The 17244-nt window shown below is 75.3% G+C and carries 16 protein-coding genes and 1 pseudogene; 7 read left to right on the forward strand and 10 right to left on the reverse strand.

What is annotated here, in order from left to right:
* Position 1 precedes the first annotated feature (1 nt).
* Positions 2-1273: an RNA polymerase sigma factor gene (locus ABT403_RS02520; protein ID WP_344157187.1), complete on the forward strand. Its 1272-nt coding sequence runs from the start codon at positions 2-4 to the stop codon at positions 1271-1273.
* Here the strand turns inward: ABT403_RS02520 and ABT403_RS02525 are convergent.
* Positions 1270-1965, reverse strand: coding sequence for an alpha/beta fold hydrolase (locus tag ABT403_RS02525; protein ID WP_344157190.1), 696 nt, complete (start codon positions 1963-1965; stop codon positions 1270-1272). The genes ABT403_RS02520 and ABT403_RS02525 overlap by 4 nt on opposite strands.
* A 75-nt stretch (positions 1966-2040) precedes the next feature.
* Positions 2041-3276: an MFS transporter gene (locus ABT403_RS02530; RefSeq protein ID WP_344157193.1), complete on the reverse strand. Its 1236-nt coding sequence runs from the start codon at positions 3274-3276 to the stop codon at positions 2041-2043.
* Between the two features lie 127 nt (positions 3277-3403).
* On the opposite strand from ABT403_RS02530, the gene ABT403_RS02535 reads away from it, so the two are divergent.
* The 5 genes from ABT403_RS02535 (at position 3404) to ABT403_RS02555 (ending at position 9793) form a co-directional block, all read left to right on the forward strand.
* Positions 3404-4426, forward strand: a complete 1023-nt coding sequence (locus tag ABT403_RS02535; RefSeq protein WP_344157196.1) for a LacI family DNA-binding transcriptional regulator — start codon at positions 3404-3406, stop codon at positions 4424-4426.
* 555 nt (positions 4427-4981) lie between these two features.
* Positions 4982-6181: a thiolase family protein gene (locus tag ABT403_RS02540; protein ID WP_344157199.1), complete on the forward strand. Its 1200-nt coding sequence runs from the start codon at positions 4982-4984 to the stop codon at positions 6179-6181.
* A 149-nt stretch (positions 6182-6330) separates the two neighbouring features.
* Complete coding sequence (locus ABT403_RS02545) at positions 6331-7770, forward strand: aldehyde dehydrogenase family protein (RefSeq protein WP_344157202.1); 1440 nt, start codon at positions 6331-6333, stop codon at positions 7768-7770.
* Between the two features lie 21 nt (positions 7771-7791).
* Positions 7792-8310, forward strand: a complete 519-nt coding sequence (locus ABT403_RS02550; RefSeq protein WP_344157205.1) for a thioredoxin family protein — start codon at positions 7792-7794, stop codon at positions 8308-8310.
* A gap of 43 nt (positions 8311-8353) precedes the next feature.
* Complete coding sequence (locus ABT403_RS02555) at positions 8354-9793, forward strand: dihydrolipoyl dehydrogenase family protein (protein ID WP_344157208.1); 1440 nt, start codon at positions 8354-8356, stop codon at positions 9791-9793.
* Positions 9794-9806: 13 nt separating this feature from the next.
* On the opposite strand, the gene ABT403_RS02560 is transcribed toward ABT403_RS02555, so the two are convergent.
* Entirely contained in the window at positions 9807-10604 is a 798-nt protein-coding gene (locus ABT403_RS02560) for an SDR family NAD(P)-dependent oxidoreductase (protein ID WP_344157212.1), read from the reverse strand.
* A gap of 631 nt (positions 10605-11235) precedes the next feature.
* Positions 11236-11880: pseudogene (locus ABT403_RS02565) on the reverse strand (phosphoribosyltransferase); the annotation flags it as partial.
* A gap of 208 nt (positions 11881-12088) precedes the next feature.
* Between ABT403_RS02565 and ABT403_RS02570 the strand changes: the two are divergent.
* Complete coding sequence (locus tag ABT403_RS02570) at positions 12089-12850, forward strand: metallophosphoesterase (protein ID WP_344157215.1); 762 nt, start codon at positions 12089-12091, stop codon at positions 12848-12850.
* On the opposite strand, the gene ABT403_RS02575 is transcribed toward ABT403_RS02570, so the two are convergent.
* The 6 genes from ABT403_RS02575 to ABT403_RS02600 form a co-directional block, all read right to left on the reverse strand.
* Complete coding sequence (locus ABT403_RS02575) at positions 12823-13074, reverse strand: DUF2087 domain-containing protein (RefSeq protein ID WP_344158912.1); 252 nt, start codon at positions 13072-13074, stop codon at positions 12823-12825. The two genes, ABT403_RS02570 and ABT403_RS02575, sit on opposite strands and share 28 nt — an antisense overlap.
* Before the next feature lie 268 nt (positions 13075-13342).
* A complete protein-coding gene (locus ABT403_RS02580; RefSeq protein WP_344157218.1) occupies positions 13343-13993 on the reverse strand; it encodes a hypothetical protein in 651 nt (216 codons plus the stop codon).
* Positions 13990-14427, reverse strand: coding sequence for a DUF6114 domain-containing protein (locus ABT403_RS02585; protein WP_344157221.1), 438 nt, complete (start codon positions 14425-14427; stop codon positions 13990-13992). Before ABT403_RS02585 ends, ABT403_RS02580 begins: the two co-directional genes overlap by 4 nt.
* Entirely contained in the window at positions 14418-15011 is a 594-nt protein-coding gene (locus ABT403_RS02590; protein ID WP_344158914.1) for a DUF6230 family protein, read from the reverse strand. The genes ABT403_RS02585 and ABT403_RS02590 overlap by 10 nt, the downstream gene beginning before the upstream one ends.
* A 176-nt stretch (positions 15012-15187) precedes the next feature.
* Positions 15188-15946, reverse strand: coding sequence for a MerR family transcriptional regulator (locus tag ABT403_RS02595; RefSeq protein ID WP_344157224.1), 759 nt, complete (start codon positions 15944-15946; stop codon positions 15188-15190).
* Positions 15947-16021: 75 nt separating this feature from the next.
* Positions 16022-17215 carry a methyltransferase gene (locus tag ABT403_RS02600; RefSeq protein ID WP_344158916.1) on the reverse strand — a complete coding sequence of 398 codons (1194 nt, stop codon included), beginning with the start codon at positions 17213-17215 and terminating at the stop codon, positions 16022-16024.
* Positions 17216-17244: the final 29 nt, after the last annotated feature.

The raw sequence follows: 17244 nt of genomic DNA on the forward strand, positions 1-17244 counted from the left end.
GATGACCGCCCCCGACCCCCGCCCCGCCCCGGACCCCCGCCCCGCCCCGGGCCCCGCCGTCCAGGGCGGGGCCCCGCCGGCCGCCCTCGACGAGGCCCTGCTGCGGGAGCTGACCCCGGCCGTCCTCGGCGTCCTCGTCCGGCGCGGCGCCGACTTCGCGACCGCCGAGGACGCCGTACAGGAGGCCCTCCTCGACGCCGTCCGCGCGTGGCCCGCCGACCCGCCGCGCGACCCGCGCGGATGGCTCGTCACGGCCGCCTGGCGCCGATTCCTCGACGTTACACGTGCAGATACGGCCCGTCGGCGCCGCGAGGACCGCGTCGACCGCGAGCCGGAGCCGGGCCCCGTGCCCGGGGCCGACGACACCCTCAGCCTCTACTTCCTGTGCGCGCACCCCGCCCTGTCCCCGTCCTCGGCCGTGGCGCTCACCCTGCGGGCCATCGGCGGCCTGACCACCCGGCAGATCGCCCGCGCCTACCTCGTGCCCGAGGCGACCATGGCCCAGCGCATCAGCCGCGCCAAACGGACCGTCTCCGGCGTCCGGCTCGACCGGCCGGGCGACGTCGCCACCGTGCTGCGCGTCCTGTACCTGGTCTTCAATGAGGGTTACTCGAGTGACGTCGATCTCGCCGCCGAAGCCATCCGCCTCACCCGCCGCCTCGCCGCCGCCGTCGACCACCCCGAGCCGGCCGGACTGCTCGCCCTGATGCTCCTGCACCACGCCCGCCGCCCGGCCAGGACCGCCCCCGACGGGAGCCTGGTCCCGCTCGCCGAACAGGACCGCAGCCGCTGGGACACGGCGGCCATCGCCGAGGGCATCGGGATCCTGCACGGCGCGCTGGCCCGCGACCGGCTCGGCGAGTACCAGGCCCAGGCCGCCATCGCCGCCCTGCACGCCGACGCCCGGACCGCCGAGGAGACCGACTGGCCGCAGATCGTCGAGTGGTACGACGAACTCGTCCGCCTCACCGGCAGCCCCGTCGCCCGCCTCAACCGGGCCGTGGCCGTCGGGGAGGCCGACGGCCCGCGCGCCGGGCTCGCCGCCCTGGCCGGGCTCGACCCGGACCTGCCCCGGTTCACCGCCGTCGCCGCCTGGCTGCACGACCGTGCCGGCGACCGCGCCGACGCCGCCCGGCTCTACGCCGAGGCCGCCCACCGGGCCCCGAACCTGGCCGAGCGCACCCACCTCACCCGCCAGGCCGCCCGCCTCAACGCCGAAGCGGCCGGCTCCGGGGAGACCTCCCCGGAGCCGGCCGCTGGAGGCGATTCCTAGATCCACCCGTCCAGCGAGGCCATGAACCCCTCGAAGTCGTCGCGGTGGACGGTGTGCCCGGCCCCCGCGACCGTACGGACCTCGAAGCCGCGTTCCCGCAGGAGGGCCGCGTGCTCCGGGGAGATCAGGAAGCTCGGATCCGCGAGCTGTACGAGCGAGGGCACCACCGGGGCGGCCGGCAGCAGGTTCCGCCCGGCGAGCGGGGCCAGGCTCAGGGCGGTGGCCTCGTCCCACAGTGCCAGGGTCGCCAGCTCGACGTCCACGTCCGCCTCCTCCCAGCGCGGGTTCAGCGCCCGGATCCGTTCCCGGCCCGCCGTCTTGAACGCCGCGAACAGCTCCGGCCCGAAACCCGGCTCGGGGGCGGCCAGATGCCAGGCGGGGTCGGAGAACACCGCCCGCCGGGGCTTCAGCCGGTCCACGGCGAGCGCCAGGGTCAGGCCGCCGAGGGAATGCCCGATGGCGAGGTCGGCGCCCGCGGGCAGGGTTTCGACGAGGTCGTCCGCGAAGAGCTCCGGGGTGTACGGGCCGCGCCCGCTGGCCCCGTGACCCCGGAGGTCGACCGCGATCACCCGGTAGCCCGCCCCGGCGAGGGCCGGGCCCACCCGGCGCCAGGTGCGGTGGTCGGCCATGATGCCGTGGACCAGGAGGGCGACGCGGTCGCCGTCGCCCCAGGTGTGGGTGTGCAGTTGCACGGTGGTGCCTTCCGGATCGGTGTTTCGGTGTCGGTGTGTCGGTGTGTCGGTGTCGGCGGTCAGGGAGGAAACGAATCAGCGCACGCCGCGGATCGGACGTACGGCCAGCGCCCCCGCCACGGCCAGTACGGCGGCGACGACGAACAGGGCGGTGTAGCCGCCGCTCACCGTCACGACCACGGAGGCGACGAACGGCGCGACGATCTGCGGCCCGGCGTTCGCGACGTTGAGCACGCCCATGTCCCGTGCGGCGTCCTCGGCCCGGGGCAGGACCATCGTCACCAGGGCCGTGTCCACGGCCATGTAGCAGCCGAACGCCAGCCCGTTGACCACGGCGAAGGCCAGCATCGCGGGCCAGCTCGGCGAGACGGCGGGGATGGCCAGGGCGACCGCCGACAGCAGCGCCGAGGCGCCGACGAACAGCTTGCGCCGGTCGAGCCGGTCGGACAGCCAGCCGCCCAGCACCGTCGAGACGGCCATCGCCACGCTCGTCAGCGGCGTCAGCACCGCCACCGCCGCCTCGGGCTTCATCCCGCCGGGCAGCACGGTGTGGTCCTGTAGCACGTACAACTGGTAGCCGCTCACGGCGAAGTAGCCGAGCACCAGCAGCGCCCGGCCGATGAACGCCCAGCGGAAGTCGTGGTCGCGCAGGGCGCTCACGAAGGCGGCCAGCTGGGCCCGGACGGGCAGCGGAGCGCGCGCCGGGAGCCGCCGCTCGCGGGTGCAGCCGATGAACAGCACGGCTGCGGCCGCCACGATCGCGCCGAACAGGAGGTAGCCGGTGCGGTAGTCCTCCGAGAAGGCGGCGCCGGCCAGGGCGCCGGCGGCGGAGCCGAACGGCAGGCCGAGCCCGACGGCCGCCGAGGCCCTGCCGCGCGCCGTCACCGGCACCCGGTCGGGGACCACGGAGGTGAGGGCGGCCTGGTAGACGTTCATGACGGCCTGGCCCAGACACCAGGCCAGGGTGATCAGCAGGATCGTGTCCGCGAGGCCGAGCAGCAGCATCGCCGGGACGGCGGCGAGCCCGCCGCCCAGGATCCAGGGATTGCGCCGGCCGCTGCGGTCGGAGAGGGCTCCGGCGACCGGGTTGAAGACGGTCGCGAAGATCGCCGACACCCCGGCTATCAGGCCGAAGTCGGTGACCTTGTTCGCGGGGTCGACGTGCTCGACCTGGAGGGCGAGCAGAAGGCCGCCGACGCCGATGTACAGGGAGTACATGGCGGTGTTGGCGACGAGGAGCAGGGGGAGCAGGCCCCGGCCCGGGGCGGCTGCGGGGGAGGTGTCGGCGGGGACGGCGGGGGAAAGGGCCACGGTGCCCTCCTGGGCAGCGAGTGGTGTGGGTGACACGTGTAAGTAACTCGTGTAACCACTGTCTAGCATCCAATTCAGGCCAACCGCCAGCCCCCGGACGACAACGGTCTGGAAAGATGCCACGGCCATGCCTGACTCAACGAACCCCCAGAACCCCCCGACCCCGCCGACCCCGCCCACCAGCGCCGACGTGGCGCGGCTCGCGGGCGTCTCGCGCGCCACGGTCTCGTACGTCCTCAACAACGCGGAGGCCGTACGGATCAGCGAGCCGACGCGCCGCAAGGTCCGCGCGGCCGCCGAGGAGCTGGGCTACGTCCCGCACGCCGCCGCCCGCAGCCTGCGCGCCGGGCACACCCGCATCGTGCTGCTGCCCACCTCCCACGTGCCGGCCGGGCCCCTCTACAGCGCCTTCCTCAACGAACTCCAGTGGGCCCTGCGCCGCCTGGACTACACCGTCGTCCAGTACGGCAGCCTCGGGCTCACCGGCGACGAGGCCGTCCGCGCCTGGGCCGAGCTGCGGCCCGTCGCGGTGATCTCCCTCGGCGAGATCGCGCTCTCCGCGCACAACGTCGACACCCTCAAACGGGCCGGGGCGCGCGCGGTCATCACCCTGGGCCCGGACCGGGTGCCGGGGGCGCACGCGCTGGTGATGGACCAGGCGGAGGTCGGCGCCCGCGCCGCCGCCCACCTCGTCGAACGCGGCCGCCACCGGATCGGGGTGGTCGTACCCGAGGAGGAGGGCCTGACCCTGTTCTCCGCCCCCCGCCTGGCGGGCGCCCGCGCGACGCCGGGCGCGGAGGTCACGCCGCTGGACCTGGCCTACACGGAGGAGTCGGCGGCGGCGCTGGCCGCGCGGTGGGACGGGCTGGGGCTGGACGGGGTGTTCGCGTACAACGACGAGTACGCCGTGCTGCTGGTCCGGGCCCTGCTGGACGCGGGGCTGCGGGTGCCGGAGGACGTCGCCGTGGTGGGGGCGGACGACCTGCTGATCGGCCGGCTGGTGCGGCCGCGGCTGAGCTCGGTGCGGATCGAGATGCCGAGCGGGGAGCGGTTGGCGGGGTGGGTGGACCGGGCCGTGCGGGTGCCTTCGGCGATCGCGGAGCGGTACGACCTCCTCGGCGCGACCGCCGTCCCCCGCGACTCGACCTGACGCCGGACCCGGCCGGGGTCCCGCTGCGCGGAGCCGTCTCCCCGCCCCGCCCTTCCCCCGTTCCCCGGGCTGTGCCCGGACCCCCTCGGGGGCTCCGCCCCCAGGCCCCCGCGCCTCAATCGCCGGCGGGGCTCGAGAGCCCGGGCCTGCGCCGGGACCCCCTGGGGCGCTACCGCGCCGAGGCCGGTGGTCTGCCCGGCCGGGGGCGGGGACGGGGTGGGGTGTCGTCCGGGGCTAAAACGAGATGACTTCGGCGCCTCCGAAGGGCCGACGTCCCTGACCCGGCCCAGAGCGCCGAACATCGAAGCCCGCCCCGGATGACACCCCACCCCGGCACCGCCCCCGGCCACCCCCGACCCCGCCAACCCCGACCCCGGGCAACGAACCCAGCCCCGGCCACCCCCGGCCACCCTCGGGGACCCCGTTGACACGCGGTGACGCCGCGGCGGAGACTGCGGGCGCGCCCCACCGGGCGTGCCCGGTGGTGTGCTCCGGTGCCCACCTCGGCGCCCGGCGCGTGCCGCCGATCGTACGGAGTCGCCCAGGAGAGCCCCCATGAGCATCCGCACCGTCCGCGACGTCTACGTCGTCGACGCCGTCCGCACCCCCATCGGCAAGTTCGACGGCGCCCTCGCCCGCGTCCGCCCCGACGACCTCGCCGCGCACGTCGTCCGCGCCCTCGTCGAGCGGACCCCCGACCTCGACCCCGCCCGCATCGACGACGTCGTCTTCGGCGACGCCAACGGCGCGGGCGAGGACAACCGCGACGTGGCCCGCATGGCGGTGCTCCTGGCCGGGCTGCCCGTCTCCGTCCCCGGGGTCACCGTCAACCGCCTCTGCGGCTCCGGCCTGGAGGCCGTGATCCAGGCGGCCCGCGCCATCGCCCTCGGCGACGCCTCCGTCGCCATCGCCGGCGGCGTCGAGTCGATGACCCGCGCCCCCTGGGTGGTGCAGAAGCCCGAGCGCTCGCACCCCGCCGGCCACCAGCAGATGTGGTCGACCACCCTCGGCTGGCGGATGACCAACCCCCGCATGCCCGCGGAGTGGACCGGCTCCCTCGGCGAGGGTGCCGAGCTGATCGCCGACAAGCACGGCATCACCCGCGAGGCGCAGGACGCCTTCGCCCTGGAGAGCCACCGCAAGGCCGCCGCGGCCTGGAACGCCGGGCTGTACGACGACGAGGTGGTCCCGTACCCCGGCGTGGAGCTGCTCCGCGACGAGTGCATCCGCGAGGGCTCCACCCCCGAGGCGCTCGCCCGCCTCAAGCCGGCCTTCCGGACGGACGGTTCGGGCACCGTCACGGCCGGCAACGCCTCCCCCCTCAACGACGGCGCCGCCGCCCTGCTGCTCACCGACGAGGCGGGCCTGGCCGCCACCGGCCGGGAGCCGCTCGCCCGGATCAGCGCCTCCGCCGTCACCGGCATCGAGCCGCAGCTCTTCGGCCTCGGCCCGGTGGACGCCGTCCAGCGGGCGCTCGCCAAGGCCGGCCGCGACCTCTCCGGCCTGGCCGCCTTCGAGCTCAACGAGGCCTTCGCCGCACAGGCGCTCGGCTGCCTGGCGGCCTGGCCCGAACTGGACCCCGCCGTGGTCAACCCGCGCGGCGGCGCCATCGCGATCGGCCACCCCCTCGGCGCCTCGGGCGCCCGCCTGGCGGGCTCGGTCGCGCACCAGCTGGCGGCGGCGGGCTCCGGCACCGGCATGGCGGCCCTGTGCATCGGAGTCGGCCAGGGCATCGCCCTGGTCCTGGAACGCTGACCCAGCGATCGTTTCCGGACAGGACGCCGTCCCAACTGCCCAATAACTGAACAGAATCCGGAGAGTGGGGTCTGGCACGATGGCGCCTGCCACCGCGCCATGCCACCGCCCCATGCCACCCCACCCCACCCCTCCGGAGGCCCCGCGTCATGCCGCTGCTCGACCCGACTCTCTGGCAGGACGGACCCACCCTCACCGGCGGTACGGCCCCGGTCGTCGAACCCGCGACCGGCCGTACCCTCGCCACGCTCGACCTCGCCGCCCCCGCCGACGTCGCGGAGGCGGCCGTACGGGCGCAGGCCGCGCAGCGCGACTGGGCGCGGGCCACCCACGTGGAGCGGGCGGCCGTGCTGCGCCGGGCCGGGGACCTGTTCGCGGCGCACGCCGACGAATTGCGGGACTGGCTGGTCCGGGAGTCGGGTTCCATACCCGGCAAGGCGGACTTCGAGCTGCACGTCGCCGCCCAGGAGTGCTACGAGGCCGCCGCGCTGGCCTCGCGCCCGGCCGGGCAGGTGCTGCCCAGCGAGGCGCCCCGGCTCTCCTACACCCGCCGCGTCCCGGCCGGGGTGGTCGGGGTGGTGGCCCCGTTCAACGCCCCGCTGATCCTCTCCATCCGCTCCGTCGCACCCGCCCTTGCCCTCGGCAACGCGGTCCTCCTCAAGCCGGACCGGCGCACCGCCGTCTGCGGCGGGTTCGCCCTGGCCGCCGTGTTCGCCGCCGCCGGACTCCCGGCGGGGCTGCTGCACGTGCTGCCCGGCGGCGCCGCGACGGGCGCCGCGGTGGTGGCCGACCCGCGCGTACGCGTCGTCTCCTTCACCGGGTCCACCGCCGCGGGCCGGTCCGTGGGGGAGCTGGCGGGCCGTCACCTCAAGCGCGCGCACCTGGAGTTGGGCGGAAACTTGGCTCTCGTGGTGCTCGCCGACGCCGACGTCGAGGCCGCCGTCGCGCAGGCCTCCTGGGGGTCGTTCTTCCACCAGGGCCAGATCTGCATGACCGCCGGACGCCACCTCGTCCACGCCTCGCTCTACGACGAGTACGTGGAGCGGCTCGCCGCCCGCGCCGACGCGCTCGTCGTCGGCGACCCGTACCGCGAGCGCGTCCACCTCGGCCCGCTGCTCGACGCCGCCCAGCTGGAGCGGGTGCGGCGCCTGGTCGAGGAGAGCGTGGAGCGGGGTGCCAAGCTCGTCGCCGGGGGCACCCACGAGGGCCTCTTCCACCGGCCGACCGTCCTGGCGGCGGTCTCCGACGACACCCCCGCCTACACCGAGGAGGTCTTCGGCCCGGTGGCGCCCGTACGCTCCTTCACCACCGAGGAGGAGGCCGTGGAGCTGGCCGCGGCCGGTCCGTACGGGCTCTCCCTGGGCATCGTCACCCGCGACGCCGCGCACGGGCTGGAGCTGGCCGAGCGGATCCCGACCGGGATCGCACACGTCAACGACCAGACCGTCAACGACGAGGCGGTGGCCCCCTTCGGCGGGGTCGGCGTCTCCGGTACGGGCGCCCGGTTCGGCGGCGAGGCCAACCTCGACGCCTTCACGGAACTGCGCTGGACCACACTCCGCCGAACCCCTCCCGGTCACCCGTTCTAGGGACGGCGGGCACCGAGCGGAATGCCATGGGGCGGCCGTTCGTTCAAGCAGGACACGCTTCGTGCCGGCAGGACACGCGGAGCGACGCGGAGACGACGCGGAGACGACGCAGAGACCAGGAGGCAGGAAACCGTGGCTACAGTCGAGCTCACCAAGGAGAACTTCGACCGGACGGTCAGCGAGAACCCGTTCGTGCTGATCGACTTCTGGGCGGGCTGGTGCCGCCCCTGCCTCGCGTTCGCCCCGGTCTACGAGAAGGCCGCGGAGGCCAACCCCGACCTGGTGTTCGCCAAGGTGGACACCGAGGCGCAGCAGGAGCTGGCGGCGGCCTTCCAGATCACCTCGATCCCCACGCTGATGATCGTCCGGGACCAGGTGGCCATCTTCGCCCAGCCCGGCGCCCTGCCGGAGGCCGCGCTCACCGATCTGATCCGCCAGGCCCGCGCCCTCGACATGGACGAGGTCCGCGCGAAGATCGCCGCCCAGCAGGCGGGCCCGGGAGAGGAGCGCGGCGACGGCTCCGGCACGCCGGAGGGCTGAGATTGCCGGACGCGGCCCCGGTGGCCCGGGGACACTGGGCGGCATGACCGAACCGGTGGAGTACGACGTCGTGGTGCTCGGCGGGGGCCCGGCAGGCGAGAACATCGTCGACCGGACCCGCGCCGCCGGGCTGAGCACGGCCCTGGTGGAGAGCGAACTCGTCGGCGGGGAGTGCTCGTACTGGGCCTGCATCCCCAGCAAGGCCCTGCTGCGCCCGGCCCTGGCCCGCGCCGACGCCCGCCGGGTGCCGGGCCTGGCCGCGGCCGTCTCCGGGCCGCTCGACGCCGAGGCGGTGTTCACGCACCGCGACTACTGGACCGGTGACTGGAAGGACGGCGGCCAGGCCGACTGGCTCGACTCCGTCGGCGCGCACCTCTACCGGGGCCACGGCCGGCTCTACGGCCTGCGCAAGGTCGCCGTGACCAGCCCCGAGGGCGTGCACCACGTCCTGTCCGCCCGGCACGCCGTGGTCGTCGCCACCGGCACGCGAGCCGTCCTGCCGGACCTTCCCGGGCTGCACGGCGCGGGTGCGTGGACCAGCCGCGAGGCCACCTCCGCGCGGCACGTCCCCGGCCGGCTGCTGATCGTCGGCGGCTCCGTCGTCGCCTGTGAGATGGCCACCGCCTGGCAGGCCCTCGGATCGCAGGTCACCGTCCTCGCCCGGGGCTCCGGGCTGCTGCCGAGGATGGAGCCCTTCGCCGGCGAACTGGTCGCCGAGGCCCTGACGGCCGCCGGCGCGGCCGTCCGTACCGGGGTGGCCGTGGAGTCGGTCGTCCGGGACGGTCCCACGGGGCCGGTCACCGTGGTCCTGGAGGGCGGGGAACTGCTGGAGGGCGACGAGCTGCTGATGGCCACCGGCCGGGCGCCGCGCACCGGGGACATCGGGCTCGACACCGTCGGGCTGACCCCCGGCGACTGGATCCCCGTCGACGAGAGCTGCCGGGTCGAGGGCCACGACTGGCTGTACGCCGTCGGGGACGTCAACCACCGGGCGCTCCTCACCCACCAGGGCAAGTACCAGGCCCGGATCGCCGGAGCCGCCATCGCCGCCCGTGCGGCCCGGGGGACCGGTACCCCGCCCCCGGACACCGGCCGCTGGGGCGCGTACGCCGCCAGCGCCGACACGGTGGCCGTGCCGCAGGCCGTTTTCACCGACCCGGAGGCCGCGTCGGTGGGCCTGACCCTCGCGGAGGCCGAGCGCTCCGGGCACCGGGTGCGGGCCGTCGACCACGACCTCGGCAAGGTCTCCGGCGCGGGTCTGTACGCCGACGGCTACCGGGGCCGCGCCCGGATCGTCGTCGACCTCGACCGGGAGGTCCTCCTCGGCGCCACCTTCGTGGGCCCCGGCGCCGCCGAGCTGTTGCACGCGGCCACGATCGCCGTGGTCGGGGAGGTCCCGGTCGACCGGCTGTGGCACGCGGTGCCGGCCTTCCCGACCATCAGCGAGATCTGGCTCCGGCTGCTGGAGGCCTACCGGGGCTGAGCGCGCCCGGCCGTCACGTCCGCAGGTAGGAGGCCCCGTTGACGTCCAGGACCGCGCCCGAGCTCCACCGGGCGGCGGGCGAGGCCAGGTACAGCACGGCCGAGGCGATCTCCTCCGGTTCGGCGACCCGGCCGAAGGGGCTCTGTGCCCGGATCCCCTCGCCCTCCGCGCCGCGCAGCCGGCCGGAGACCCGCTCGGTGGCGACGAAGCCCGGGGCCACCGAGGCCACCGTGATGCCGTGGGGCGCCAGGGAGACGGCCAGGGACTGGCCGAAGGCGTGCAGGGCCGCCTTGGTGGCCCCGTACGCGGGATGGTCCGGCTCGCCCCGGAACGCGCCGCGCGAGCCGACGTTGACGATGTGCCCCGGCCGGCCCTCGTCGATCAGGCGGCGGGCCACGCAGTAGCTGACGTCGGCCGCGCCGAAGAGGTTCACCGCCGCCGTGCGCCGCCAGGCCTCCTGCCAGTCCGCGTACGAGGTCGTGGGCAGCGGGTGCGGGAGCATCGCGGCGGCGTTGTTCACCAGGACGTCCACCTCGCCGAGCGCCCCGGCGGCTTCGGCGACGAGGGCCTCGACGCGCGCCGGATCGCCGAGGTCGCCGGTGACGAGGGTGTGGCCCTCGCCGTCGAGGGCCGCGAGGGTCTCCTCGGCTTCGGCGTGCCGGGCGGAGGAGTGGACGGCGACCCGGTCGCCCTGCCGTGCGAACGCGACGGCGACGGCGCGGCCGATCCCCCGGGAGGCGCCGGTGACCAGCACGCCCCGGCTCGTACCGCCCGCTCCGGGCGGGGTGGAGGTGTCGGCGGGCTGGGGCATCGGGTCTCCTTCGGTGGCGGCGGGCTGACCCGGCCCATCCGATCATGAAGCGTCTCCGGATCCCACCGGATTCCGGCCGCATCCGCCCCCGCCTCCGACGGTCCCGCCGTGACCCCGGGCCCTGCCCGGGCCCGGCCCGCTCCCGGGCGGCCACCGATCCCGTCCCCCGTCGCCCCCGGCACACCCCGGGACCGCATAGGCCCCGGCCCCCCGGCCCGGTCGCGGCCCCGGCCTCAGGCGGCGTGCCGGAGCGGGCCTCCGGCCGGCCTCTGGCCGGGCGCGGTCGCGGTCCCGCCGTCGGGCGTCTCGTCCGTCAGGAAGCCCCGGCACACCCCGGGGGCCGGACAGGCCCCCGGCCCGGCCCCCGGGCCCGTCGAGGCCCCGGTCTCAGGTGGCGTGCCGGAGCGGGCCTCCGGCCGGGCCTGGTTCCGGCCCTGCCTCCGGTGGCGCGCCCGTCGGCCCTCGGCCCGACTCCGGCCGGGCCCGGTCGCGGTCCCGCCGTCGGGCGTCCCTTCCGTCGGGAAGTCCCGGCCAAGCCATCGATCCCTGTCGCCGGCGCACCCCCGGCGCCGGGCCGGCGGGTCCGCTTCCGGTGGGTGCGGGCCAGCGGTGTTCGTGGTCACGGGCCGCCCGCCGCACGGGCCAGTGCCGCGACGACCTCCTCGTCCGGGGTCTGGGAGAAGTCGCGGTACCACTCGCCGACGGCGCGGAACGCGGGCGGGGCCGAGAGGCAGACGACCTCGTCGGCCTCCCCGCGCAGCCAGGTGACGGCCTCCGGCGGGGCCACCGGGGCGGCCAGTACGACCCGCGCCGCGCCCGCGGCGCGGGCGATCGCGCAGGCGGCCGCGGCCGTGGCCCCGGTCGCGAGGCCGTCGTCGACGACGATCACCGTCCGGCCGGTGAGCGCCACCCGCGCCCGGCCCTCCCGGTAGCGCCGGGCCCGCCGGACGAGCTCCGCCTCCTCGGCGCGCTCGACGGCGTCGAGGTCGGCTCGGGAGGCGCGGCTCGCGCGGACGACGTCCTCGTTGACGACCTTCACCCCGCCCTCCCCGATGGCGCCGAAGGCCAGCTCCCGGTGGCCGGGGACGCCGAGCTTGCGGACCACGATCACGTCGAGCGGGGCGCCGAGCGCCCGCGCCACCTCGTACGCCACCGGGACGCCGCCCCGGGGCAGGCCGAGGACGACGGGGTCCGCGTCCGCCAGGTGACGCAGCGCGTCCGCCAGCGCGCGCCCCGCGTCCGTGCGGTCGGTGAAGACCCGGCCGGTGAAGGACATGCCGCTCACCCCCGTCCCGGGTGGTCCCCCTTCGAACGAACACCGTCCGGGGCGCTCCCGCAACCCGGGGAGCCACAGGGGCGGGCCGGGACGGTCGGGTAGGTTGAAGGATCAGGTCGAACACGCCGCCCCCGGAAGGCAACTGACCACACGTCAGGCGCAGGCGGGGGAGGGCGTCCCCTCAGCGGCGACGAAGGAGCCACCGTCCGTGATCGTGATAGCGCAGCTCAGTGACGTCCACTTCGACGGCGGCCCGAGGGCCGCCGAGCGCGCCCGCGCCGTCATGGAGTACCTGGACGGTCTCCCGTACGACCTGGACGCGGTCCTGGTCAGCGGGGACATCGCCGACAACGGGACCCCGGCCGAGTACGAGGAGGCCCGCAAGGTGCTCCGGTCGAGGCACCCGCTGGTCGTCTGCCCCGGCAACCACGACGAGCGCACCGCCTTCCGGCGCGGCCTGCTGGGCGAGGAGGACCCGTCCGCCGGGCCGGTCGACCAGGTGCTGCACGGCGAGGGCTTCGTCCTCGCGGTGTGCGACTCCTCCGTCCCCGGGGAGCACCACGGCCGGCTGGAGGAGCCCACCCTCGCCTGGCTCGACGGGATCCTCGCGCGGACCCCGCGCGAGGTGCCGGTCCTGGTCGCCTTCCACCACCCGCCGGTCCCGCTGCACACCCCGTACGTGGACGGGATCCGGCAGTTCGGCGAGGAGCGGCTCGCGGCCCTGGCCGAACGCCACCCCCACCTGCTGGCCTTCCTGTGCGGTCACGCCCACACGGCGGCGGCGACCGTCTTCGCGGGCCGGCCGCTGCTCGTCGCGCCCGGGGTGGTGTCCACCCTGCGGCTGCCCTGGGAGGAGCCGACGGGCGACCCGCACGTGCACCTCGACGAACCGCCCGCCGTCGCCTTCCACGTCATCGGCGAGGACGGGCGGCTGACGACCCACTACCGGGTGGTCGTCGCGCGCCGGTAGCTGCTGCCGTCCCGGGTCCGGGTGAGGTGGCCCGAGGTGATCAGGTAGCGCCGCAGCGCGGAGCAGTCCTCGTGCACGGTCCGCAACGCGTCGTTGACCTCGGGCTCCGAGTACGCGCGGTCCGGGGCGAACAGGGTCTCGGCGAGGTGCGCGAGCAGCTCCTCGCGTCGCGCGGCCTTGCGCGGGATGGCGACGAGGCGGCCGCCGGAGAACAGGCCGGACACCCCGCGCGGGTTCGTGCGGGCGGACCGGTCGTGCGGGTGGGGGCTCTGCGGCCCGGCGCTCTGCTGGTCGGGGCTCTGCGGCTCGGGGCTCTGCCGGTCGGGGCTCTGCGGCTCGGGGTTCTGTTGCCCGGCGTTCTGCCGGTCGGTGCTCTGTGACATCCCCCGAGCTTCGCCCGGCCCCGGAGCCCCGGGCAACGCAATATCCGCCGCCGCCTCCCCCGTACCCGTATCCGTACCCGTACCGGGAAGGCGGCGGCGGACGGGGCCGTCAGGGGGTGACGGTGATCTGCTGGGCCGGGTCGGTGGTGTCGGAGACCAGGTAGACCGCGTTGAAGGTGGACGAGGTCGCGCTGGTCGGGCAGCCGAAGCCGCCGGTCACCGTCACCGGGACGGACGCGCCGGAGAACGTCAGGCTGGACGGGGCCCCGTTGGCCCAGGTGGCCGGGACGCTCGCCGGGCCTCCGGGGGCCGCGGTCACGGTACAGGTGGCGAGGCCCGTCGTGTGCACGACCAGACCGCCGGTGGGCACCGTCATGGTGGCCGTGACCGGCGAGCCGTTCTGCATGGACACCGACCAGGCGCCGCTCGTCGTCACCGTCGCGGTCACGCCCGGCATGCTGGACGTGCAGGAGCTGTAGGTCGGCGGGGAGATCGGCGAGGACACCGCCCCGGCCGGGTTCTGGTTGCCGGGGGCGGCCGGCACCGAGCCGGTGGAGACGGAGACCGAGCAGGTCACCGTGACCGACCCGGCCTTGAGGGTGGCCTTCCCGCTCAGGGACGCCTTGAAGGCGTGCCCGGCCGGGGTGACGGTGGTCGACCCGGCCAGCGGTAACGGAGCGGCGGAGGCGGTGGCGGAGGCCACCGTCAGTGCGGCCGCCGCCGCCATACAGAGGGCGAGCGCGCTGCGCGTACGGCTCATGGCTGAGCTCCTTGGGGATCGGGGTGCGGGGTGGGGGAGGTCCCGGCGGGGGAGGGCCGGGCGGGGGCGGCGGAGCCCCCGGCGCGCGGGGCGGCGTACGGCTGCCAGGCGAACATCAGCCCGCCGCCGAGGATGCCGAGCAGGGTGCCGATCAGGAACCCGCCGAGGTTCGACAGGACCAGCGCGGCGGTGGCGATCAGGGTGGTGAGGACCCCGGCGAGGCCGCGCTGGCGGGGCGAGAACCAGGCGGTGAGACCGAGGACGATCATGATGACGCCCATCAGGACGGACGGGATCCCCGCGATGCCCTGCTGGAGCATGATCTTCAGTGGTGCGAGCGGAAGGACGCAGATCCAGGCCCCGGCCAGGACGGCGAAGAGACCGCCCCAGAAGGGCCTGCCGCGCCGCCACCGCCGCCAGCGGCTCAGAAGCATTCCTTCTTGCCCTTGCTGATGTTCATGCTCAGCCCGGACAGCTTGAAGGTGCCGGCGTTCGTCGCCCACGCCGTCTGCTGGAGGCTGCTGATGGTGACCTTGTCCGCCTGCTGGGCGAACAGGTCCTGCATGCCCTGCGCTTCGGCCGGGCCCTTGTCCAGGGTGGAGGCGTCGCGCCCGATCTCGATGTTCGTGAACTGCGCGTCACCGGCGAGCTGGGTGGCGTCCACGAACAGGTTGGAGGCCTCGACGGGGGCCTTCTGCCCGGCGGTCAGGTTCAGGGAGATGTCCCCGATGACCGGGAGGGTGGTGACCACCGACTGGCAGAGGCTGTGCAGCTTGGCCTCCTTGATGGCGGTGACGGCCACCGGGATCAGCTCCTGGCGGGCGTTGACGTCGACGCTGCCGTACTGGGCGAAGCCCTCGCCCTCCAGGCTGGTCGCCGACACCTTGAACTGCTGGCCCGACACCGCGAAGGAGGCGGCGAGCGCGCCCTGCGCGAGGGCGATCCCGAGCCCGGCGGTCACCGCCACGGCGGGCACGGTCAGCAGCGCGAACCGGCGCCAGCGGACCCTGCCCTCCACTCTGCTCGCGGAGTCGGCGCCGGGGCCGTCCTCGGAATCGAATGCGGGTAAGTACGGTGAATCTGCCACGAGATCGTCCCTTATCTCGGCTGTGCACCTTTGTTACCGACGAGTTGAATGTAAGAGTGCCAATGGTGGTTGGCAAGGTTGTGCGAGCGCACCCTTTAGGCCGACTCCTACTGCTCCGTACGCAGCAGTTCGGCGACCTCCGCCTCCACCCGCCGTCCCATCGCCCGGGCGAACTCCGTGGCCACCACCTCGCCCGCCACCGGCCGCAGCGCCGCCACCGCCTCCCGGACGTGATCCAGCTGCGTGGCCGAAAGCCGCCCCAGCCCCTCCGGGCCGATCACATGCCTGCGGAACAGTCCGACGAACCGGTCCGCCACCGCAGCGGCCTGCTCCTGCACGAACTCCCCGGCGTCCAGGATCTCCGTGAGCGGCATCCCCTGCCGCACCAGCGCCACCGTCGCCTCCAGCAGCCGCCGGCTCGGATACGTCACCCGGTCCCCGTCGACCCGTACGTAACCCAGCGCGGCCGCCCGCCGGGTGTGCTCGGCCGTCGCCCCCGGCCCGAACAGCTCGCGCAGCTCGGCCCGGGTCATCGTCACCGGCTCCTCGCGCACCCAGTCCCGGGTCATCTCCCGCTCCAGGCCGAGCAGTTGGGAGATCCCCCCGCCCTGCTCCCAGGCGGCCAGCAGCTCCCCGATGCCGTTGACCGTGTAGCCGCGCCCCAGCAGGTCGCTGATCAGCCGCAGCCGGGTCAGGTGGTCGTCGGAGTACCAGGCGATCCGGCCCTCCCGGCGCGGCGGCGGCAGCAGCCCGCGCTCCTGGTAGTAGCGCAGGTTGCGCACCTTGACCCCGGCCTCCCGGGCCACCTCCTCGCGGCGCCAGCGCCGCCGCCCGTCCCCGCCGTCCGTCCCCGCCCCAGTGCTCACGCGGCCGAGTGTAGGACCTACCGGCGGGTGTACCGGCAGGTCACATGGGGCGGGTCGGGGCGGGGCGCCGGCGGCTCACCGGCCGTGCTGCCGCGCCTCGCGCTTGACGGCCCGCAGCACCACGAACCGCGGTTCGCTCGCGACGACCTCCTGGTTCCCGAACAGCCGCTGCAGATGGGTGTGGTAGCCCATGTGCCGGTTGGCCACCACCCACAGCTCCCCGCCCGGGCGCAGCGCCTTGCGGGACTGCGCGAACATGCGCAGCGCCGTCGCGTCCGTGGTCGCCTGGTGCGAGTGGAAGGGCGGGTTGCAGAGGATCAGGTCCACCGAGGACGGCGGCAGCATGGCCACCCCGTCGCCGACGAGGAACTCCGCCGTCCGCCGGCCGGGGCGCACGTTGGCCTCGTAGGTGGCCCGCGCCGAGGCGACGGCCTGGTACGACTCGTCCGTGAAGACGACCTCGGCGTCCGGGTCGGCGACCTGCACCGCCGTGCCGACGACGCCGTTGCCGCAGCCCAGGTCCACGACACGGGCCCCGTCGGTGTTGGTCGGGATGGACTGGAGGAAGAAGCGCGTGCCGACGTCCAGCCGGTCGGCACAGAAGATCCCGGCGTGGTTGACCACGGTCAGCCCGGCGCCCGAGCCGCCGTCCTGGTCCACCGTGTACGTCAGCGGCCAGGGAGAGGGGCCGGCGGCGGCCAGCAGCGCGGGGTCCGGAGTGCAGAAGATCAGCCGGGCCTTCTTCTCCGCGAGGGAGGTGCGCGTCGGGCCGACGACCTTCTCGAAGAGGTCCAGCGTGGAGGTGTGGATCTCCTTGACCATGCCGGCGCCGACGACCACCGTGCCCTCGTGCAGGTGCGGGGCCAGCCGCCGGAGCTGGTCCTCCAGCAGCGCCAGGCTCTTGGGCACCCGGACCAGCAGGACGTCGATCCGCGCGGGCGGCGCGTCCCGCGTGGTCAGCAGGGTCACCGTGGACTTGGCGGTGCCGATGCCGGCCCGGTCCAGGTTGGCCTCGGTGGCCGCGCGGGCCAGCGCCGAGTCGGTGATCTGGGCCGGGTGGTAGGCGGCCAGGGCCGTCGTCAGCGCACCCCAGCGGTCGCCGACGACCGTGATCTGCCCGGCGCCGGCCAGGTCCACCGGGCCGCGCTCGCCGGTCCCGGCGTCGAGGTGGCGCAGCAGGTACTCGTCGGCGGCGTCCCAGGCGCGGAGCCGGTCGCGCGGGTCGGCGGGGAAGCGGGTGAGTTCGTAGGAGCCGAAAGGCGTGGTCAGGCGGTTCATATCGGACCCAGGCTAGCCGA

This window comes from Streptomyces sp. NPDC000075 (assembly GCF_040301925.1).
Taxonomy (GTDB): Bacteria; Actinomycetota; Actinomycetes; order Streptomycetales; family Streptomycetaceae; genus Streptomyces; species Streptomyces polychromogenes.